The following is a 23,283-nucleotide window of genomic DNA, read 5'->3' on the forward strand; positions in this document are numbered from 1 at the left end:
AAAAAACAAGCTTTTACAAATCATAAAGTTAACCGATTAAACGTAAAATCACCGCAAATACGGCTTGTTCCTTAATTGAACAAAAGCCTTTTAAAGCAGTAAAATTATACTATTCAATATTAATTTTATGTTAATCACATAACGGAGAGTGTCATGAAAAGCTTGGTTACTAAACTAGCATTATTACCTTTAGCTATTGCGTCAGGTATTGCAATGGCAGGCACAAATTTAGTAGAAAACGGATCATTTGAAAATACAGATACAGTGACCGATCACAATGGTCAATGGCAGTTATTTGATGCAATTCCTGGTTGGACTCGAAGCGCTAACGCTAGATTTGAAATTCAAACGAATAAACTTGGGATTATTCCAGCACAAGATGGTGAGCAGCACATTGAGCTAGATTCAAGATCTAACTACAGCATCACACAAGCTCTTGCGACAGCAGCTGGTAAAAAGTACGAATTGAGCTTTTATTACTCTGCGCGTGTAGTAGGTAATGAAGAAACAAACAAAGCGGAAGTTTTATGGAATGGTGAATCATTAGCCGTTGTCAACAGCAGCACAAAAGGCTGGACTAAATACAGCTTTACAGTTGAAGCTGACAGCGCAAGCTCAGTGTTGAGCTTTGCAGGCGCGGGTACATCTGATTCAGTAGGTGCATTCATCGATAACGTCGTAGTAACTGAGGTACCTGAACCATGTGCAGTTGTAACCGGTTTATATGGTATTAATAACTTTGGTTCTGAGACTGAAGGCTATGTGTATCACTTTAACCCAGAATCAAGCGCTGTAACGGTTGTTGCTGGTCTAAACAATACAGCATCAAATATTGCTAGCAAAGACGGTATGCTGTACTTCATGGAGCAGCTTGATAGCAGCAGCAAAGCGTCAAAAATCTATAGCTTAGATTTAGCTACCGACACGCAAGCTGAGGTTGCAGATGCGACATCATTCCCAATTTACCGCTCAACAGTGACCGCAGACGGTCTGTCTTTACGTGCGACAAGCAAGACATACATGTATGATTTTGACCTAACTACAGGCGAGAAAACGGTATTAGGTAAGCTTTCGTATGAAGGCGACTCATTCTCTGATGGCGACATCGCTTATTCAAGTGACTACAACGTACTTTACGTATTAACTGGTAAAGCACTTTACACATTAGATGAAGGCAGCCTTGAGTTAACTCAAATCGGTGAGCACGGTGTAAACTGGGCGTCAGGCATTGCGATTGCAGATGACGGTACAATTTACATATCAGGTAGAGAAAACGGCGAAAACGCGAAAATTTATACCTTAGATCAAAATACCGCTGAAGCGACATTCGTAATGGATGGCCCAGCACACGTAAACGACTTAACGTTTGTTAGTGAAGCAGTTTGCGCAGCAGAGTAAACTGTTTATAAAGCCATAAAATGCCAGCTTAGCTGGCATTTTTTTAACTAACCTGAGGTATCACTTATTCGTGAGTTTCTTCTGTTCTAACATCTCTTTCCAGTGCATCACTTCTGCGGGCAAAATAGGTGCTACGCCACTAAAACCTGCAACTTCAAGCATCTCTTCAACGCTGACAACACCTTGTTTACGTTTAAATACACCGCGCACATAAGCAATCGCATGTAAGCCTCGTTCAGAGTGAAACTTTTGCTCAATGTAAAAGTATTTATGATCCCAACCAACCAAGCGTGTACTAACGGTGTACTTTTGCATTGGTTTAATATCACGAATGTAGGTAATAGCTGTCGCGTTAACGATTGGGAACCAGCGGCGCTTCATAATGTGCTTTAGCAAGCCCACTCTCTCAGTCATCCAAGTACGGGCAAGATCCATCATTGCTAAGTAGCGAGAATTGGTCAGATGAAAGTTAATATCGCAATCGGTCGGTAACGCTTTGAATTCAATATCAATCGTGTCTAATAATTGTTGATAATCACGATTACGTTTAATTTTAAAAAACAGCAGTATTAGTCGAAAATAGAGGTTCACAGTAAAGGTCTAACCAGTTGATAATGAACAAAGTGTATCACAGCATATTGCTAAGGCGAATTTTCTGCTCTAATCTGTGCATATATTAGTATAAAAAAAGAATAACCTAATGAAATTATTTAGTTTGGTAACTTTGTTCACTGCAAGTTTTTTCACCAGCTCAGCATTTGCTGACTTCAACTTTCCAGGTGACGGTACTTTAAAATACCCAACGGGTGTTGAAAAAGCCTTTAAATTTGGCTTTGCTTGGCAACAAGATGCTGAGAAGTTCACTATTGGTGATAAAAGTTATGATATGTCATTACCTGAGTCATACTCAGTGGCGATTACACTCAGCAAAGACGAGCAACAGGTATGGGTTCAGGAATTTAATAATGGCTTTATTGAAGGCTTCAACTGGCAGATTGCTGATCACACCCTTAAACTCGAAAAGCGCAAATTCAGCGATTCAGTCAAAGGTGATTATGTTATCAGCCTTGATAATCGAGACTACTTTTTTGCCCGCAATAACATCAGTGTTGTTATTAAGTTCGACGATGAAGGTATAAAAAGTATCGCCATTGATGGTGTTACCAAAGACATGGGTACCAAGCAATAGTTTTTAATCGAAAAGAAAAAGGCTTAGGTTTTACCTAAGCCTTTTTTGCTTAATTAAGCTATATAATTAAACCTTCACTGTCTTACGGTTAATACCGTAATCGCGCAGCTTATTTGCCACTGCGGTGTGGCTCAAACCTAACCTTTTCGCTAATTGACGAGAGCTTGGATAAGCGGGGTAAAGCTTGCGAAGTAATGTCGCCTCAAAACGTTTTACCGCTTGGTCTAAGGTTCCTTCAAAGTCAGACTCAAGATAACCTAAATCATGGGTAAACGTTGGTAACTGCAAGTGCTCAATACGCAATTCATTATCATCTAGCAAGGATACCGCACGGTAAATCGCGTTTTCTAATTGGCGCACGTTACCCGGCCATGGATAGTCTTGTAAAAAGCGTAAACAATCTTCAGACATCACTGGCACAGAATGACCATTTTGCTGGGCATACTTTTGAATAAAGTGCTCTGCTAACGGACCAATATCAGCTTTTCTATCACGTAATGGCGCAATCTCTAAGGTTAAAACATTAATTCGGTAATAGAGATCTTCTCTAAATGTCCCCTCTTGCACCATTGCGGGTAAGTCTTTTTGTGTTGCAGCTACGATACGCACATTTACTTTTACTTCGTTTTCATCACCCACTTTTCGGAAGGTACCGTCTTGTAAAAAACGCAGTAACTTAGTTTGCAACTGAGTCGACATTTCACCAACTTCGTCTAAAAACACAGTGCCACCATCAGCTTGCTCTAAAACGCCACGTTTTGGTGCCGCGTTTTCTTCATAGCCTGCATAACCAAATAACTCAGACTCAGCGACATCATCAGGCAATGAAGCACACGACAGAGCGATAAATGGTTTTACTGAGCGGTTTGAGGCGTAATGACAAGCACGAGCAAGTAACTCTTTACCAGTACCGGTTTCGCCAGTAATCAGGATTGGTGCTTCAAGCTGTGCCATTTTACGCGCTTCACGAACCACACGGCGCATTGCAGTACTAAAATTATGGATGGTTGCAAAGCTTTCTTGGCCATAACGACGAAACGCACTAACTTGTTGACCTAGGCGACTTTGTGATTTGATGTTGATTACAGCGCCGGCTAACACATCCCCTTCAGCACCTTGTGGTACTGAAATAGGCAGAATATCGGCAATAAAGTCCTCACCTGCGACTTCAACTCGGGTAGTTTGACCAAGAACTTCTTTGCCTTCAAGCCAACGCGTAAAGTTAAAACCTTTAAGCAAGTTATTGATGTTAGCGCCAATCACTTCGCTTTCAGATAATTGCAGATCACGACACGCAGCATCATTACATAAACGCACCCAGCCCTTAGCATCGATAGATATAACACCATCAGGTAAGGCACGCAGTAATGTATTTAACTCATTATGCTCTCGCTCAGAAGGTAAGAATGCAGTCGTACGAACGTCTTTCACACCATCTATCAAACGGATAGATGGCATGATTTTTTGGAATTGTTCAAATTCAATAGGCGGAAAGCTGACGTACATTCGACAATTAACCGAATCTACCTCGATGCCTTTTAAATCAACCTGGTAACTCACCAAGATATTGAGAATCTCTTGTGCGATACCAATTCGGTCAGCACAGTGGATATCTAAACGCATTACATCCTCAAAAAACGGGAACCTATAGTATGAGAATAATACGCTAACTCCCTGCAACTGGGTAGTCTATTGTAAACAATTTTGGACAAAAGAACTTAATTAGTCGGATACTTGGTCCACTCTCCCCCATCCAACTGAATGTAAGGCTGCCCTTTTATGTACATCATAACCGTATCTTGATTCTCGGCGACCTTGGCTGAGGTCGGTAAATTATCAAGCACGCGATTAATGGGTACCGTCCCTGTGAACAAATCGAGCTTCATCGTGTTATTGATTAATTCTGAAAGAGAAAAATAGCTCATTGTCTCATCAACAACATTAAGCCCATTATGTTTAATGTCAGGCCCGATGAATTTTACTGCCGTAGGCACCGACACTATCGATGGACTCGGGATTTCACGTAATCCAGAAAATTGTAGTTTATCGCCTTGCAGTGCCGCACCATGCTCTGGCACAACCACCAACAGCACGTTGCGACCTTGTGCTTCTAACTCAGTTATAAACTTATCAATATCGCTAAATAAGCGCTGCTGTCTAAGCGGATAACTTGCCAAGCTATTCATCCGTTCGCGACCCGCAATTTGATTGCCATCGTGTAAGCTAATGGTGTTGTAATAAAGAGCTCTAGGTTGCTCACTAGAACCTTGCTTTTTCAACCAATTAGTAAGGATATCTGCATCAGAATAAATCGGTTTGCCGTCAAAACCATATTGCGCAGCACTAAATTGACTAAAATCCAGTTTAGGCACAGACACACCGCCGTACTGCCTGATCAAACCTATAAAGTCATCAAAATGACCATCGTGGTTTAGCGCCACACTGGTTTTATAGCCAAGTTCAGCAAGATTAGTAAATAGTTGGCATTGCTCGTCAACCGGTTTGAATAGTTGCTCTTGACTTGTCTGCCCACAACTTGCTCGTAATAAACGAATTGCAGCAGGACCACTGTACGACGTTGCTGAGTTAAATTGGCTAAACAAAATATCAAAATCAGCAAACAGATTACGGGGTTCGACACCGATGGCGTTTAAATCTGCTGTCGCTAAAGAGCAAATATTCAATACAACGACATCAAATGGTTGGCCATTAAATGCATTTGGGAACTGACTTTGTAATAAATTTTGCTGCTGGTAAAAGTCTTGTAACTGTTGATCTGGCGTCTTTTGCGCTGCAGTGTCAGAGACTAAAACGGGAACTTGTTTTTGTACAACGTGGCTATTGGTTGCAACCTGAGGTGGAACCTCATTATCTGCAGCTGACCCACCGAGCCAATACGCATAAAGAAAACCAATAATAGAAATACTGGTATAACGTAACCACTTTACAGTAAACCAATAAAAAACCACCAAAGCGAAAAGCGCAAAAATCAAATCAAAACTAATAACGCGCGACGTGATCTCAAAAAAATAGCCGATGCTAAAATCTTGTACATTGCCAGCTTGCTTGGTGAGCCGAGAAATCGGGGGCAACCATGAATCGTGATACAACAAGGCAACACCAATTACCACACTCAGAATCTGTTTAATGCGAGCCAACCAAATATGTTGAAAAGAGATAGCAAGAAATGCAAAAAAAGCTAAGTTTGCAAATAAATCAAACGAAATATCACCTCGGCTATACAGAACAAACTTAACTAAAAAATATAAATTCCAAAAACCTAATCCTGAAAGCCTCACTTGTTATCCTTTTTGAGTCGTCTTGGCGTATAAGGCGTTAATAATACATGCCTAAATGTTAGTTTTCGGTATAGCACGACTGCTTTTTTAAACAATAACTTACCTGTATTACTCAGCAGAATGCCGATTAACATTGCGATGATAAAAGTTATAAAAAACTGATTTAAGCTCATGATAGTTCACCTTTTAAGGTCACTTTTACTGGCTCGGATATAGGTCGAATCACTTTTTTAAATTCCGGTGTTTCAGTGTTTAAACTTGCTATATCTGATGCTTTTGCGTCAAAAATATAGCTTACATTTTCTTGTAATTGCTGAGTAAAGTCTGTTATTTCAGTATTAGCAAAATGACGTTGCATGCGGCGACATTCTTGCTGAATATAAAAATGATCAGCAATGACATTTTTTGACATAAAGAAGTCACTCACCTGTAATTTAAATAAATGCTTAATTGCGCTTTCAACATCGTGTTCTCGACAAGCATGTAGGTAAAGATAAACCGAACCATCAGCAAAACTAAAAATATCCCCTTCGCGCTTTACATGGAATAAATGCAATGGGTGTATCGCATCAATACGTGGCAAAAGCTGCATCAAAACAAGTACGCCGCTTACGCCAAGGTTGGCAGCAGAATCACTATGCTTCGCAACCTGCTCTGCGAATTTAACAGGAGGTAAATACCCTTTGGCCAATACATTTTCACTGTATTTTAGAACATCATCAATCGATTTTGGTAGGGGTCTTGAAAACTGAAACCCTTGAATTGACTGAATTTGTGACAGTAATCGCGAAGGCTCAGAATAACTATATAAAATAAGATTAACCCCTAAGGTTAAAAATAGGCACTCATCTTGATGGCGAATAATGCCATCAACATTTTGAATAACCAATTTCAACCGACGACCACATTTTTTACGAAGAGAGAAGCAATCTTTGGCTAATACTTTTAAATCAGTGTAGCGGCTAACGGCAAATACTAAGGTCGCTGACTTTTTAGTTAGCCCTTTAGAAAAAAGAGCATCATTGTCATCAATAATTTTATAAAAAACAGGGAGCTTTGTCCCCTCAGGCACAGCACTGCGAGTTAGCCATACCTCGTCTTCATCAAAATCTTGAGCCGTTGGCTGCGACTTTTCATCGGCTTCTTGCTCTTCTTCTATTAATGCAAGCTGACCATCATGAAGCTGCAAATTGACTGAGCGTCCAGCAATAACACCTTCTTTATGGCACCAATAATCATACTCAAGGGTGCGGATAGATGCTTCTTGAGTCATGTAAATTAAGCCGTCAAAGAAACGGTTTAAAGCTAACAACTGGCGCCTCAATTCACTGACATGGGCTCCTGACATTAAAAACACTAAAGTGACATTTTTTGACTGTGACAAAGCCAGATAAAGCTTGAGTTTTTCACCAAGCTGTTGCTCATTCAAGGAAACTAACTGCTCTGAATCGACATGCACGATAACGGTACTGTTTTTCAGTTGCTCATACTGTTTTATTTCGTTAATAACACCACGGGAAAAATGCAAACTTTTTGATACATTTTCATTATGATGTAAATGGAAAGGACGTAGTACCCCTTGTTCGAACAAAGTGAACAATAACTCGTTACCTTCTCCTTCAAAGAACAACTCGACTTGTTCTGAAAGCAAAAAAACCGAGTCTTTATGATTGGTTAAAAGGTGCCTTGTTAACTCTAATAGCTGATTGTCTAACGGGGCAAGTAAAGCATAGTTTGCGCTTCGCTTAAGCTCAGAGAAAGCTCCGTTTAGTCCTGTAATATTTAAATGAGGCACTAACAAACCCTTAAAAAAGATACTTTAGTACTAGTTTTAAACGCTATTCTATATATAATGCAAATTATGTCCATGGATCGTGAACATTTTTAAGCTAATTTTTCGCATTACGGTTTTTTAGATGAATGACTTTGCAGTAAAAAATTCACACACCTTAACTCAATATGATATTGAGAAGTTGTTACGTCAATTTGGTGGCAAGGAAACAGATTATGTTGAAATTGTTGATGTCGAAAAAAATCGCAAAACGATTGAAAAATACCCTTTGCTTAACGATATTGCATTAGCAACGACACAAACACAGAGCACTAAAAAAATTAACAAAAGCGCAATAAAGACTCATAAATGAAGCGAATTTTTTTAAAAGGAATTAAAGGCGGGACAGGTACAACATCGATTGTGGCCAATCTTGCTTGCGCCTTAAGAAAATCAAATGTGCCTGTGTATGCCATCGATTTAGACCCTAAAGGCGACTTAGGCCTACACCTTGGACTTGCCTGGGAGCATCTGCTTGGCTGGAGCGATTACCCAGACTTCGCTTCAGCATGTGAGCAGTTCCACCAAGATAACGATGGTGTAAGGTTCTTACCTTATGGTAGCCGCTCGAACTTAGGCTTAGACTTTTCGAGCATTATCGAGAGCTGTCAGCAACTTAATGACAGCGATGACAGCTGGTTTTTATTTGACTGCCCTGCCCATGTCGATGTGCATCGCTACCCGCTAAATGAAGACGATATATTCCTTGAGATTATTAATTGTGATGCTATTTGTCACAGCTTTGCTTTCAAGCGTTTAAACACACTTAAACAGGCAGAGTCATCATGGCAGCATTACTTTTTAACTAATAAATATAACTCTGCCTCTGAGCTTGAATCAGATCTATTGCAGCTTTGGCAAAGTGAACTGCCGTTAATTGCGCCTTTATATATCAACAAAGATGAAGTGATCAAAGAAGCCACCGCGTTTCGCAATGTGGCGATTAACTGTGCACCGTATAGCGTTGCTAATGACGATTTTGAAACGCTAGCAGGTTGGCTTGTAAGCCGTGCGAGTCAGAATGAGCAATAAAATAAGTTCTGTAAGTGTATCGCAACGCTTATTAAAAGTGCTATTAAGCTTAGTTTTAACCAAGCCGCTTGTACGGTTTGTATTCATTAAGTTTCATGGTTATTACAATCAACATAAAATGAGCTTGTTGGGTGCATTTTTACTGCCTTTCTTTGTGCTTTTTTTGTCATTATTTATTAAATTAGATAACAACAAAAAACGAGAAATTAAACATAAATTACAGCGTTTATACCCCCATGTATCTCAACCTATTTTGACACCGAGTAACTGTGTTCGAATTGTATTGCAAAGTATTTATCTTGCGCTATTCAACACCACCACAACCTCACAGCAGCACATAACCATTGAACAGCGTAAAACTTGGCGCAAAATAACACGCTCTGCACGCTTATTAAGACTGGCAGACAGCAAGCTTGTACGCTCATTTAAAGTACTTTGGTTAGTCGCAAAAAAACAAACCAAAACTAAATCATATAAAGCGGTGAGTCGCTCATCCATTTGGCAAAATAGCACCTTAAAAGTCGCGTTTTTAACCCTACTTATTTTTGCTGTAGCTGTTTTTATCACCGTACCATTTAGTATTGAAGCACAAGCAGTGTTCATTAGTTTAATTTTGGTGGTTGCTTATTCACTCAGACGTGTTGAAGGACAAATAGCAACCATTGTGATGATCACCCTATCTGTGACAACGTCAACACGTTATCTATGGTGGCGCTACACAGATACCCTGAACTGGGGGGACCCGTTAGCCCTTGCACTCGGGATTGGTTTATTGCTTGCTGAAAGTTACGCTTGGTTAGTTCTGATCTTAGGTTTCTTCCAAACCATCAATCCACTGCACCGCAAGCCCATTGCATTAGGAAAAGACACAGCAAACTGGCCAACAGTTGATATTTATATTCCGACTTATAATGAGCCATTAGAGGTAGTAAAACCCACCACGATTGCTGCGCAAAGTATTGATTGGCCTGCAGATAAGCTAAATATTTATATTTTAGATGATGGTAAGCGCCCTGAATTTGCAGAATTTGCAAAGCAAATTGGTGTTGGTTATTTAACTCGTCCTGATAACAAACATGCCAAAGCCGGTAATATGAATCATGCGATGAAAGTAACGAATGGCGACTACATTGCTATTTTTGACTGTGATCACATCCCTGCTCGCTCATTTTTACAGATGACAATGGGGCAGTTCATCAATGATAGTAAAGTGTGTTTAGTACAAACACCTCACCACTTTTTCTCTGCCGATCCATTTGAGCGCAATCTAAAGAACCATCGAAAAATCCCTAATGAAAACATGCTGTTTTATGGTTTAATCCAAGATGGTAATGATATGTGGGATGCAACCTTCTTCTGTGGTTCGTGTGCTGTGTTAAGGCGTAGTGCCCTTGAAGAAATTGGTGGTTTTGCGGTAGAAACCGTCACAGAAGACGCCCATACCGCGCTTAGAATGCAGCGCGCAGGCTACAAAACAACGTACATTAATATTCCGCAAGCTGCAGGCCTTGCCACTGACAGCTTATCTGCCCACGTTGGCCAGCGTATTCGTTGGGCACGCGGCATGGCGCAAATATTCCGATTAGATAACCCACTGTTTGGTAAGGGCTTAAATATTGCACAGCGACTGTGTTACTTAAACGCTATGTTGCACTTTTTATCGGGTATCCCGCGCATTGTGTTTTTAACCGCGCCGCTGGCATTAATTTATTTCAATGCGCAAATTATCTATGCACCGTTTGTTGCTATCTTTCTTTATATTGTGCCAACGCTGTTACAGGTAAAAATCACCAATTCCCGAATTCAAGGAAAGTACCGCTATTCATTTTGGGGCGAAGTTTATGAATCAGTACTTGCTTGGTATATTTTAAAACCCACTACAGTTGCGCTTATCAACCCGAATAAGGGCAAGTTTAACGTGACCGAAAAAGGTGGCTTAAACAAGCAAGATCACTACGACTGGACGATTTCGAAGCCTTATATAATCTTGTTACTGGTTAACGTGTTAGGTATGACCTACGGCGTATTTAGATTGCTTTTCGGCGATAGTTCACAAATAGGCGTACTCGTCATTAGCATGCTGTGGGCAAGCTATAACGTGATAATTTTGGGTGCTGCTGTGGCTGTTGCCGCTGAAGCGAAACAAGTACGTAGCTCACACCGTATCAAAGCAAATTTCCCTGCGGCTATTCGCCTAGCCAATGGCCGCACCATTAAAGTGAAAATTACGGACTACTCAAATAATGGCGTTGGTCTTGAAACTGAACACAATCATCTGTGCCGTGTAAATGATAAGGTAGAGCTGCTAATGAGTCGTGGCTTGAAACAGTTTTCATTCCCGACCTATATTTGTAACACCCGCGATAAGCAGTTGGGTCTGACCCTCAGAGATTTAGATTTAGAAAAACAAACAGCCTTTATTCAATGCACTTTCTCACGTGCTGATGCTTGGCTTGATTGGCAAGAAAACTTTAAACACGACAAGCCTTCGTATAGCTTTTCTCACGTTTTTTATACCAGTATTAAAGGCTTTAAGAACTTGATTTTCCATGCCCCAAATGAATTAAGACCCGCGATTGCGTTTGCATCAAGAGTCTTGTACTTTGTGGCGTCGTTATTACCCAAAAAACCAACAAAAGTACTAAAAACATCATGATAAGAACTTTTTTAACCTTGTTATTCGCTGTTATCACACTCAGCTTATCTGGCTGGGCGATAAGTGCTGAGCCTCTTTCTAATAAAGCGATTTTTGATCATGGTTATCCTGAACAAGCGCCAATTGAAAGCATGACGCTAAGCTTTGAAAAGCTTGGATTAAGCAAGTTTAAACTTGATGGTGTGAGCAATAGTACCCGCGTTGATTTTACGAACCGTCTTGATAAGTTAGGTAAAAAACTAACCCTCGATTTTTCATATACAACGTCACCATCCCTGATAGGTCGTGTGTCACATTTAAAAATTTTCTTAAATGAAAATCTTGTTACTGTGTTGCCTATCGATGATAAGAACACGCCTATCGGCACTGTCGCTGAGCGTAGCATCGTGCTTAATCCTAAATTAATTAAAGACTTTAACCAAATTCGTTTTGAGTTAGTGGGTTATTACGACATGGTTTGTCAGGATGATTATAGTAATACAATTTGGGCTGAGCTGAGTAAAAGCAGCCGTATTTCTATTGACCGTCAAGCACTGGCACTTGAAAGCTTGTTAGAGTATTTCCCTGCACCATTTTTTGACTCTCGCGACTACAATAAGGTCACTTTGCCATTCGTTTTTGCATCACAACCCGATGAAAATACGTTAGAAGCTGCCACAACCTTATCAAGCTTTTTTGGCGCGCAAGCAAAATGGCGCAAAGCGCAGTTCCCAGTGCAAATCAATGCCACCCCAACAGAGCATAGTGTGGTTTTTGCCACCAATGACAACAAGCCTGACTTTTTATTAAATTACCCTAATGTTGATAAACCAACAGTCGAAATAATCAGCAGCCCAACTCACCGTTACGCCAAGGTACTGCTTGTTTTAGGTAAAGACACGGCGCAATTAAAAGAAGCCGTTGTTGGTTTAGTCTTTGGTTATAAAGTGATGACAGGTCGCAGCGCAACCATTGATGCAATTAGCAATTTACCACTTAGAAAAGCCTACGATGCCCCACTGTGGGTGCGCTCTGATCGCCCAGTGAGCTTTGATGAGTTTATTGAATACCCTACTCAACTGCAGTCAGAAGGTTATCGCGGTCTGCCAGTTCGTTTAGATTTACGCTTTGCACCCGATTTATTTACTTGGCGTGAAAATGGTATTCCGATTACATTGAATTATCGCAACACACCTGTTGAACAAAACATGTTGTCGCGTTTGAACATGCTGATCAACGGTAAGTTTGTGGATGGTTTTATTCTTGATAACGAAGGCGGTAAAACAATAACAACCAATACGTTGTTGCCGCTTCTATCAGATTTTAATCCAACTCAAACTCGTCAAGACTTTGAATTAACGGGGTTAGATTTAACAACAAATAACCAGCTGACTTATGACTTTAACTTTGCTGTTGTGAAAACCGGTGAATGTAGTGCCATTCCAGCCGGTGGTGAATTTGGCGCTATTGACGGCAGCTCTACGATTGATGTGAGTGACTTCCATCACTATATTGCCATGCCAAACTTACGTGCCTTTGCAAGTGGTGGTTTTCCATTTACCAAATATGCCGATTTACACCAAAGTACTTTGGTGATGGAAGCTAACGCCTCAGTTAACGCGATTAGCTTATTGCTTAATTTTGCGGGTCATTTAGGCGCTATTACCGGCTACCCTGCGCACCGTTTAGAAATTCAATTCCCAAGTAACCAATTAGCGCTAAACGATAAGGACATTATTATCATTGGTAAGGCTGATTCATTCTTAACATCCCTTGCCAAAGATAGCGCCCTAAGTGTGCTTATCAACAACAACCAACGCATTGTTGATCAAGCTATCTACAATGGTGCATACGACACAAAAGGCGCTGAAAAAATTAAAGTAAACATCAGCAGCATTGGTCGTTTAGCTGTGATGTCAGGATTTCAGTCACCATTCGATTCAGACCGTTCAGTGGTATCTTTAATTGCCAGTAATGAAAGTGCATATGCGCTACTCACTGATGCCTTATTAAATGAAGATAAAACTGCTCAAATAATGGGAAGCTCCGCCATTATCAATAGCCAAGGCATCAAAACGATTAAAACCGATGAGCAGTATTTTGTTGGTCATGTGCCTATTCATACACTTATTTGGTTCCACTTTTCAGACCGCCCAGTCCTGTTAGCGATTCTGTCGCTACTTACACTACTACTTATTTCATTTATGTTGTGGCGAGTGCTTGCGCTACTGACCAAAAAACGTTTATCTGAAGGAGATCAGGCATAATGAAAACTATCGCTTCTTTACTATTCGTTTTTGTTTTTTCAAGTAGTGCCTTAGCCCAATTAAGCTGTAGCGCTTGGCCGCAGTGGAATAACTTTAAAACTCACTTCATTACACCAGAAGGACGTGTAATTGATTTAGGCAGTGAATACGACATCACCACCTCAGAAGGGCAATCTTATGCGTTATTCTTTGCATTACTTGCCAATGATAAAGCCAGCTTCGATAAGTTACTTGAATGGACTGAAGTACACCTTTCTGAAGGTGATTTAAGTACCCGTTTACCAGCATGGCAATGGGGCATTAAACAAAGCCAAGGGCAAATTATTGATTCTAATCCAGCTTCTGATTCAGATTTATGGATTGCTTATACCCTGTCACAAGCGGCTATTTTATGGAATGAAAGACGCTACGCAGTGCTCAGCTCAGTGCTTGCTGAGCGCATTATTCGTGAAGAAACCGCGCAGATACCAAACCTTGGCCTGACCTTGTTACCTGGGCCATCAGGCTTTGAAAAAGACAGTAGCTGGAAATTAAATCCAAGTTATGCGCCGCTATTTATTTTTGCGCAATTTGCACATTTATACCCTCACTCGCCTTGGCAAACATTACACGATAACTCGGCGCAGTTATTAATAGATACAGCACCAAAAGGCATGAGCCCTGACTGGGTTAATTACAGCGTTGAAAAAGGCTTTTATCATGATAAAAGCACGCCAGCCACAGGTAGTTACAATGCAATCCGCGTTTATCTTTGGGCCAGCATGATGGCAGAAGATGCACCTTATAAAAATGCCCTTGCTAAGCAGTTTAAACCCTTTATTGATAGCATAGTCTCTTCAGGCAAAGTGCCATTAGAAACCAATGCCGTCACGGGCAGTACAGCTGGCAATGCCCCAAGTGGTTTTGTTGCTGCTTTATTACCACTGCTTGCTGAAGAGAGTGCATCACAAGCTGTCACTGCGTTACAGCAGCAAATTATGATGGACACCCGCTTTACCACCAGCCGCTATTACGACAGCGTGTTGTATTTATTTGGTAATAGCGCATTGAACAAACGCTTTAGTATTGATAAAAACGGCGCCTTAACAACTAACTGGAGCAATGAATGCCGATAAAGTGGCTACTTGCTGCAGTTTTAGCAAGCTCCAGTGCATCCGCAGCAGTTAACAAGGACCTTGATAGTCAATCAATTGATTGGTTAATTAGCCAAGTGCAACTAGGTGAAATTGAGCGTGATAATCAATTGATGAGCGACAGCTTAGAAAAGCTGCAAAGCATTGCACCTAAAAACACCCAAGTGCAATGCGCAGAGGTGCGTGTTTTATATAGCCTAAAAGAAGTCGATAAAGCCAATGCACGTTTAGCAGAGCTCAGTAAGATGTCGCATCCGTGTATAACAAGCTTAACTATGCTCGCACGAGTCAATAATCAAGACAAAGAAGTGGTTCAACAAGCCAGGCTTCGTGCCAGAGCTGGTCAGTACAGCGAAGCAGTGCAAATATACAACCGCCTATTTAAATCTGCTTACCCGAATATTGAATATGAGCTTGAGCACATCAACTGGCTTGCTCAAGATTCAAGTCAGTATCAACAAGCACTGCGCGGTTATCGTTCTTTAATGAAACGCTACCCTCATAGTGGCCGTTTTGAGCTTGCCTATGCAAGGCATCTATTAAAACAGAACCCAACGAATAAAGAAGCCATTAAGCTACTTAGCCACTATGCACACAGCAATCAATATGGTGTAGAAGCCGAATTTGCTTGGCTTGCAGCGCTTGAAAACATGCCGCTTAATAAACACACTAAGCTTGCTTATCAAGACTACTTTGCTGCCTACCCTAAAAGCAGTAAAGGTCAGCTGCAATTTAGTGACTTTAAAAAAGCACATTTGGCTGAACAAAAAAAGCAAGCGGATCCTGCTTATCAGGCATGGCTCAAAGGCAGTGTCGAACTTGAAAAACGTCACTTTGATACGGCAGAAAAGCTCTTCAATAAAGCTCTGCGAGGGCGTCCTCAAGATCCTGAAATATACAATAGCCTAGGTTTATTAAACTTAAGACAAGGCAGGAATGCCAATGCCTACCAGTACTTTAAAAAAGCACAACAATACAGCATAGATGCAAACCGCATAACGGTATTAAAAGGTCTCGCCAATACCGCACGTTTTTGGCAATACATTGATGAAGCTAAATCGGCCATTAGTAGCAATGAGTTAAAACAGGCTGCACTTAAGCTTGATTTAGCAGATACGTTAAATGAAGACCCTAATACCGTGTTGTTTTACCGCGCTGAACTTGCCAAACAAGCTGGGCAATACCAAAACGCGATGAATCTCTATAAGCAAGTGCTAAAAGACGATCCTCTGCAACAGCCTACTTTGCGTGCCATGCTCGAATTAACGGCCTCAGATGGCAATTATGCTCGTAGTCATCAATTTTATAATAGCTTAACTCGTCAGCAACAAGCGCTACTGACCGAAGATTACACCCTATTACAAACACAGCAACTGCGAGCTCGAGCAGACGAACTAACTTCACAAGGTAAGCTTGATGAAGCGGTTGATGTGCTACTTATGGCAATTAAACAAAGCCCTCGTCAAAGCTGGCTATATTACGACCTTGCAAATTTATACCAGCAACAGGGTTTAGTTGATCATGCGAAAGCGCTGTATAAAAAAACCTTGTGGCAATTTCCTCTAGATGCAGATTTACGTTATAGCCATGCCCTATTTTTACGTTCGTTGAATGACTATCAAGGAGCATTGGCAACCTTAGATTACATTCCTAATAACGCACGCACCGAACAAATCAATGTACTCACAGAACAATTGAGTATTAATACTAAGCTAGAAAGACTGTCTGCCAACAACACAGCTAGCAATAAAGCCACGGTGATTTATAAGCTTACCGAGTTAGAAGCACAGCCATTAACACCTTTAATGCAAGCTGAGCTTGCCAGCCAATGGCAACAAATTAATGAGCAGCAGTATGCGATTAGACAACTGAAAAAAGCCCTCAATCGTGACCCAAGCTTGAGCCCTTATTGGCATATGACTTATGCTAATTGGCTAATTGAAAGCAACGATAAAAACACTGCTGATAGCTGGTTTGCAGACTATCACCTGCCGAGTAACGCAACCGATGCAGAGCAATCACAATGGTTAGCACTTCAAGTTAATTACGTTAATCGCTTTAGTGATAGTAATCTTAGAGTTACTAAGCTCTCAGAGCTTGCAACACGCTACCCTGATAACCCAGAACTGTCAGAGGCGCTGATCAATGCTCATATCGAGCAAGGCAATAGTAAAGAAGCTATTAGCCGCTATGAGCAACACATCGCAAATGGGCAAACTGTCTCAACGGATACTGCTTTAGCTATTGCGACACTCGCTCGTCAGCAGCAAAGAGATGATTTAGCTAATCGCATCATTGCTGGACAAATTAATCAGGTTTCAAGTGAACAAAGCTATCGTCAGCAGCAATTAATGACCGCACTTGAACAATTTGAAGATACACAAAGTGCCATTAATCTAGCTGAAATATTGCTGGCTAAATCAAACAATAACCAAGAACTTTATTATCAAGCGGCAGCGGTTGCACAAGCTAAGCAACAAACTACGCTTGCTCAAAACTGGTACCGCGCGGCAGTTGATCCAGATACGGCAACGAGCAACTTAAGCGATGAGCAGCACTATGAGCTGTATGCCCTTGATGAAAATGAAGCATGGTATGTCAATAATGCCAAGCGCCAATTACAAAGCATCGAGCGCGATGAACAAGCCTATATCACAGCCGCTATCAACTTAAGTAGCCAAACAAGCACGCAAAATGAGTCAACCCTCGGCGCTGGTGCAACGCCTATCGAAGCCGGTTTTCCACTGTGGGGTGGCACTGGGATTGTGAAATTAGACCCAATGACGATATCGAGCCAAGAAACCCGCTTTGATGAAACCTTTGCAGGTAGCCGCTATGGTCAAGGGGCCCTCTGTATTTTTGACTGCCCACTTTTAAGCATAAAACCAAAGCAACAAGGTATGGATATTGGCCTTGCTTGGCAAAACGAGCAATGGCGCATTGATGTTGGTACCACTCCACTTGGCTTTTTAGTCGAAGATATCGTGTGGGGCGTTAATTACAAAGGTGATTTAGGCGACTTTGGTTATGGCGTCACGTTTAATAAACGCCCAGTCACTAGCTCTGTATTATCTTACGCCGGACTTGAAGATGTCTTTACCAACCAAGTATGGGGCGGTGTTAGAGCTACGCAATTACAACTTAATCTATCTCATGACCTAGGCCTAGATTGGGGGTTTTGGGGCAGTACCAACTATCAACTCTTGCAAGGTAAAAATGTCAAAGACAACCAAAGCTACAGCCTAATGGGGGGGAGTTACTATCGCTATATTCGCGAAAGAAACACCGAATTAAGCCTAGGTCTTAACTTATTACACTGGTCATATAAGTATAATTTAAGTGAAGAAACCTGGGGGCATGGTGGCTATTACAGCCCACAAAACTACTTGGGCGCGTCTTTACCTGTGATTTTTGATAAACGAATTGGTCATAATTTTGTATATAGGCTTCGGGCTGGGGTGTCTTGGTCTACCACCACCACTGACGACATCGCATTTTTCCCGAACGACCCTATTTTGCAAGGCCAAGCAGAAGCTCAAACAGCTGTAACGGGTGTTGTGCCTTACTTTGAGGGCGATACCAGCAGTGGCTTATCGTATAACTTAGGGGCAAGTTTTGAGTATCGATTCACGCCTCATTGGTTCTTTGGTGGTTACTTCAACCTAGATAGAGCCGATTTTTATGAACCGAATTACGCTCAGCTGTACTTCCGTTATTACTTTAATCCGGTGTATAGCGAGCTGGCATTCCCGGGTAAACCTGTTGTGCCTTATGCAAGCTACTAACCATCGCATCACAAGGAGCAAGTGTCGCAAGATCTTCCCCTCACCATAAGGTCTATGTATACTGTAGCGCACTTGTAGCTAGGATAAGGGTGTGTCTCTTACCTTCAAGTATAAAACTTGAGCAACAAACCATTATCTTAGCTGCATCAATAAACATGGCCGCCCGTTCACTAAATAAATACATAGAACGACCAAAGCAAAAACAATAAGGCCTCAAATAAAAACTTAGAGTTAGGAAGTAAATATGAGTTCATTACCTAAAGCAGGTGACTTTTTAGGGCATCCTAAAGGGTTATTCCTGTTGTTCGGCACAGAAATGTGGGAACGATTCGGTTACTACGGCATGCGCGCCATTTTAGTTTTATATTTAGTAGCGCTTGTACAAGAAGGTGGTTTTGGTTGGTCAAATGCAGACGCATTAAGCCTTTATGGTACCTTCACTATGGCTGTATATATCACACCACTATTCGGTGGTTGGTTAGCCGATAACGTCTTAGGACAACGTAAAGCGATTATACTTGGTGGTTTATTAATGGCTGCAGGCCATTTCACTATGGGTGTTCCTCACAGCTATTTAGCTGGCCAAGAAGAAAACGTTTTCTATATTGGCTTAACACTACTTTGTTTAGGTAACGGTTTATTTAAACCAAATATCTCAACCATGGTAGGTGACCTTTATAAAGAAGGTGACCAACGTCGTGATGGTGCGTTCACTATCTTCTACATGGGTATCAACCTAGGTGGTGCATTAGGTCCTCTAGTTGCGGGTTATGCTGCTGCAGCAATGGGCTGGCAATGGGGTTTCATCGTAGCTGGTGTAGGTATGGTGATCTCAGTTCTTCTTCAACTTGCACTAAGTAATAAATACTTAGGCGAAATCGGTGTTGTTCCTTCGGCTAAGCTTTCTCAAGCACAATCTGAATCAAATACTAAAGAGCCTTTAACGAAAGTTGAAACTGACCGTATTAAAGTTATTTTCACTATGAGTGTATTCAGTATCATCTTCTGGATGGGCTTTGAACAAGCGGGCGGTTTAATGAACCTTTTCGCTAACGATTACACTGACCGTATGCTATTTAACTTTGAAGTACCTGCTTCTTGGTTCCAATCTTTAAACTCAATTTTCATCATTGTATTTGCACCTTTAGTTGCCATCATTTGGTTGAAACTTGATAAACGTGAACCAAACTCTCCGGTTAAGTTTGCTATTGCACTTATTTTCTTAGCACTTGGTTTCATCACGATGATCCTAGCGCTAATGACACAAGGTCAAGGTGAGCACCTACAAATCAGCATGATGTGGTTAGTTTTATTCTACTTATTCCACACATTAGGTGAGTTATGTTTATCGCCGATTGGTTTATCTATGGTGAGTAAACTTGCACCTCTACGTTTAGCTTCAATGCTTATGGGTATCTGGTTCCTATGTACAGCGGTTGCAAACAAAATTGCAGGTTTCGTAGGTTCATTCCTAGGTGAAGGTGAAGAAGCGTTAGACAACGCGATGGGTATCTTCATTGGCTTAGGCGCAACTGCGGTTCTTTCTGCAGTGATCATGTACTTACTAAGCGACAAACTAGTCGCTTGGATGCACGGTGCTGAAGGCCAACACGAGCCACAAACGACTGAACACATCCTAGCTGAAGAGCTAGAAGTGTCTGCTGAAAAGCAATAATACTTATTCCCCGTAGCGCCCGCTGCGGGGAATTTCTCTCTCCCCTATTCCCTCTGCGTCCTTAAAACTGATACTATATTCTGATATTAATTTGGTTTGGCAAAGGAACTGAGTAAGTGCGCTTTAACACTCAACTACTGGTCATTATTCTGACTAGCTTATTACTGACAGCATGCGGTGGCGATAAAACAACAAAAGAAGTCGCAACAGCTCCTGATCAGTCTGGTTTGATTATTTCTGTCGAAAATGGCTTATCAGCTGAATTTGCACAGGGCGATGTCATACTTAATGCAATAAGTAACACAGTTACGACAGACACCACATTTACTTATACAGAGACAAGCGCTTCAAGCACGGATATCGAGCAAGGTATTGTATCGAGTATTCATACCTTTCGCCCAAATAACCTGATATTTGCTGAGCCATTAAGTTTAGCGATTAAGTTACCAGATGAACAAACCAACCTTGCCTTTAGCATAGTGCAGTTAGTTGATGAGCAGTGGCAAACTCTCAGTACTGAACAAAGCGATGATGGATTTGCTGTCAGTGCTATTACAGAATTTGGTAGTTTTGCTTTAATGTCTCGCACCGTTCCTGCGGCCAGTAAAACAATTGGCGAGCAATGTAATGACACAGCCAGTAACCAAACGGTACGCTTTATTCATGTTGCAGATTTACACGCGCGCTTTGGCTTTAAAGAGCAGTTATTCAGCCGTATTCGCAGTTACTACGACAAGGCTAAAGTTGAAAACCCTAATACTTTATTCACCAATGGTGGTGACGATTATGAAAAAGGCACCGTAGCGGAACAAACATCACAAGGGTTAGCCACTGTCGAAGCTATAAAAGCCATGGCCTTTGACGTACGTGTCATAGGTAACCACGATTATGCATGGGGACCTGAGCAATTGCTGGACTTTGCCGATGACGATAATGCCATCGTACTTTCAAGTAACACCGAATATGATGGTAGCAGCGAGACGTCGTTTGCCGGTGTCGATTTTTCTGTTGTCCAAGTTGGTTGCCTTCGTATCGGCTTTTTTGGCATGACTTCAGTGCCTTGGAATGAACTTGATGAACCAGTTGAAGACGAGCCAATTCCTGATTTTATCGCTAATTTTAAAATGAATTGGCAGTGGCAAGACGTGGCTGAGCAGATTGTAAACCAATACCGTCAAGATGTTGATTACATGGTCATGGTCAGTCACTTAGGTGAAGGCACTGACACCCGCATTGCACAAAATGTGGCGGGAATTGATTTAGTGCTTGGTGGGCATACTCATGGCGGTGAAAGTTATCAAACCTTAGATAACGGCAGTATTGTTATTCAGCCAAACTTTTTTGCACAAGGTCTGACTGATCTTACCTTAACTTTTAACCTTGAAGACAAAACACTTGCGGATGTTGATTACAATACCGTCGCAACCACCAGCATTACGACCCAAGATGAAAGCACTAAAAACGCCATCGATGAAATCATGGGTCGCTATGCCCCAGATGCAAACACCGAAATTGCGGTTTCAGAAAATTACCCTTCTGCAGAAGAGCTCACGACGATTACTGCCAAAGCTGCTATGCAGCAGTTCCCCGAGATTGATGCTGCCTTGCTTGATGCAAGCCAAGTACAAGATCGCTGGCTACCGGGTACGTTAACCCAAGAAGACTTCCATGCCGCATTTAAGGTTGAACGCCAACCATCAAACACCCCAGGCTTTAATTCAATTTATCAAGTTGAGGTGACTGGCAGCCAGTTGAAAAGCATGCGCGAAAGCCAGCCTGAATGGGTCTCGTTAGTGCCAGATAACCTTGATGACGCAAGCACTTACCAGGTTGCTTTATTTAAAGGCCCAGCACTAAATAGCGGGTTGTTCTTCCCTGCTCTGCCAAGCTTAGAAGCCCAATTGGTCGCAGAAAGTTGGTGGCTACTTGATAATTACGCGCGAGCACGCACCAGCCAATGTTTATATCTTGATACCGATAACACACTGAATGCGTGTAAAACAGATGATGCAGTCACGGTATGGAATTTTAACAATCCTGAGCAAGGCTTTAGCAGTGACGTTGGCCCTGCAACACTCAGCTTTTTCGACCCTGAAGACAAAAACTGGGGGCCAGAAGATAGTCAATTTGCCACCACTACAGAGCTTGAAATTGCTGATTTACCAACGGGTGCCTCAGGCGTGCTCGCCTTTGCTCGCCATAGCCCAACGCAAGGCTTAACCTTAACGGCTAATAGTGCCGCAAACGGTGATTACCAAACAGAAGGCCTTATCGCTGATTACACCTTAGTGATGGATATTATGTGGCCAGAACAAAGCACCAATGAGTGGCGCTCACTACTACAAACCGATATCACTAACAGTGATGACGCAGACTTGTACGTTAGCCGAGATAACGCCATTGGTATTGCCACCAGTGACAGTGGTTACTTTGGCGAGCTTTTGGCAAACAGCTGGCATCGTATTGCCTTTGTGTTTTACGCTGCTCCAAACAATGGCGCACTGAAAATTTATCTTGATGGTAAGCTGATTGGTATTAAAGACGAAGGTGAAATCAATGAGCGCTGGGCAATCAACAATGCGGCCTTACTTTTAACCGATAATGACTACGAAACTAAGCCGGGATACTTAAACGCCTTGTTATTTGCTGGTCGTGCGATGACTGATGCCGAGATTGCCAATATGGGTGCTGCACAGCAGCAACTTAGTTTTACGCAATCAACCCGTACCCTAAACCAAGTGGTTGAACGCCATTATCAAGCAGCACCACAAGTTTTAGATAACCCTTGGTTACAACAGCGCAGCAAGTTTTTTAACAAAGCACGTCAAACTGTAAACTAATCAATACAAGCGACTTAATAAAAAAGGCCGTGCAAGGCCTTTTTTACTGCCTGAAAAATACAAAAATTTACCATTAAATACATATGGATAGATATAAAAAAGGATACCCTCTGTTAGTCAATATAGTGGCTTACTCACTGCCTTTGATAGTGCAATTGCTGAAATTAAAATCATTGTCCCATTTAATTTACAAAAGAGG

At 41.6% G+C, this 23,283-nt stretch carries 14 protein-coding genes; 10 read left to right on the forward strand and 4 right to left on the reverse strand.

Translation table 11 applies throughout. The annotated features are described in order from the left end of the window. The first annotated feature begins 153 nt into the window (after positions 1 to 153). Complete coding sequence (locus NH153_RS01320) at positions 154 to 1,398, forward strand: DUF642 domain-containing protein (RefSeq protein ID WP_063700234.1); 1,245 nt, start codon at positions 154 to 156, stop codon at positions 1,396 to 1,398. Between the two features lie 60 nt (positions 1,399 to 1,458). On the opposite strand, the gene NH153_RS01325 is transcribed toward NH153_RS01320, so the two are convergent. Continuing rightward, positions 1,459 to 1,989 carry a thioesterase family protein gene (locus tag NH153_RS01325; protein WP_063700236.1) on the reverse strand — a complete coding sequence of 177 codons (531 nt, stop codon included), beginning with the start codon at positions 1,987 to 1,989 and terminating at the stop codon, positions 1,459 to 1,461. 109 nt (positions 1,990 to 2,098) lie between these two features. Between NH153_RS01325 and NH153_RS01330 the strand changes: the two genes are divergently transcribed. Next, entirely contained in the window at positions 2,099 to 2,587 is a 489-nt protein-coding gene (locus NH153_RS01330) for a hypothetical protein (protein WP_063700238.1), read from the forward strand. 66 nt (positions 2,588 to 2,653) lie between these two features. On the opposite strand, the gene tyrR is transcribed toward NH153_RS01330, so the two are convergent. The 3 genes from tyrR to bcsE form a co-directional block, all read right to left on the reverse strand. Then, entirely contained in the window at positions 2,654 to 4,210 is a 1,557-nt protein-coding gene (gene tyrR / locus NH153_RS01335) for a transcriptional regulator TyrR (protein WP_054561931.1), read from the reverse strand. A 95-nt stretch (positions 4,211 to 4,305) separates the two neighbouring features. Continuing rightward, positions 4,306 to 5,886 carry a cellulose biosynthesis protein BcsG gene (gene bcsG / locus NH153_RS01340; RefSeq protein WP_063700240.1) on the reverse strand — a complete coding sequence of 527 codons (1,581 nt, stop codon included), beginning with the start codon at positions 5,884 to 5,886 and terminating at the stop codon, positions 4,306 to 4,308. Between the two features lie 169 nt (positions 5,887 to 6,055). After that, positions 6,056 to 7,681: a cellulose biosynthesis protein BcsE gene (gene bcsE, locus NH153_RS01345; RefSeq protein WP_063700242.1), complete on the reverse strand. Its 1,626-nt coding sequence runs from the start codon at positions 7,679 to 7,681 to the stop codon at positions 6,056 to 6,058. Positions 7,682 to 7,802: 121 nt separating this feature from the next. Between bcsE and bcsR the strand changes: the two genes are divergently transcribed. The 8 genes from bcsR (at position 7,803) to NH153_RS01385 (ending at position 23,084) form a co-directional block, all read left to right on the forward strand. Continuing rightward, on the forward strand, positions 7,803 to 8,030 hold the full coding sequence (bcsR, locus tag NH153_RS01350) for a BcsR/BcsP family cellulose biosynthesis protein (protein ID WP_063700244.1): 228 nt from the start codon (positions 7,803 to 7,805) through the stop codon (positions 8,028 to 8,030). Further along, positions 8,027 to 8,749 carry a cellulose biosynthesis protein BcsQ gene (gene bcsQ / locus NH153_RS01355; RefSeq protein ID WP_063700246.1) on the forward strand — a complete coding sequence of 241 codons (723 nt, stop codon included), beginning with the start codon at positions 8,027 to 8,029 and terminating at the stop codon, positions 8,747 to 8,749. Before bcsR ends, bcsQ begins: the two co-directional genes overlap by 4 nt. Further along, positions 8,739 to 11,405 carry a UDP-forming cellulose synthase catalytic subunit gene (bcsA, locus tag NH153_RS01360; protein ID WP_063700248.1) on the forward strand — a complete coding sequence of 889 codons (2,667 nt, stop codon included), beginning with the start codon at positions 8,739 to 8,741 and terminating at the stop codon, positions 11,403 to 11,405. The genes bcsQ and bcsA overlap by 11 nt, the downstream gene beginning before the upstream one ends. Next, positions 11,402 to 13,651, forward strand: coding sequence for a cellulose biosynthesis cyclic di-GMP-binding regulatory protein BcsB (gene bcsB / locus NH153_RS01365; RefSeq protein ID WP_063700250.1), 2,250 nt, complete (start codon positions 11,402 to 11,404; stop codon positions 13,649 to 13,651). Before bcsA ends, bcsB begins: the two co-directional genes overlap by 4 nt. Further along, positions 13,651 to 14,766, forward strand: coding sequence for a cellulose synthase complex periplasmic endoglucanase BcsZ (bcsZ, locus tag NH153_RS01370; protein ID WP_063700252.1), 1,116 nt, complete (start codon positions 13,651 to 13,653; stop codon positions 14,764 to 14,766). Before bcsB ends, bcsZ begins: the two co-directional genes overlap by 1 nt. Continuing rightward, entirely contained in the window at positions 14,757 to 18,569 is a 3,813-nt protein-coding gene (locus NH153_RS01375; protein WP_063700254.1) for a cellulose synthase subunit BcsC-related outer membrane protein, read from the forward strand. Before bcsZ ends, NH153_RS01375 begins: the two co-directional genes overlap by 10 nt. Before the next feature lie 244 nt (positions 18,570 to 18,813). Continuing rightward, on the forward strand, positions 18,814 to 20,244 hold the full coding sequence (locus NH153_RS01380; RefSeq protein ID WP_063700256.1) for a peptide MFS transporter: 1,431 nt from the start codon (positions 18,814 to 18,816) through the stop codon (positions 20,242 to 20,244). Positions 20,245 to 20,360: 116 nt separating this feature from the next. Further along, a complete protein-coding gene (locus NH153_RS01385) occupies positions 20,361 to 23,084 on the forward strand; it encodes a metallophosphoesterase (RefSeq protein ID WP_063700258.1) in 2,724 nt (907 codons plus the stop codon). The last annotated feature ends 199 nt before the right edge of the window (positions 23,085 to 23,283 follow it).

This window comes from Pseudoalteromonas gelatinilytica (assembly GCF_001641615.1).
Lineage (GTDB): Bacteria > Pseudomonadota > Gammaproteobacteria > Enterobacterales > Alteromonadaceae > Pseudoalteromonas > Pseudoalteromonas gelatinilytica.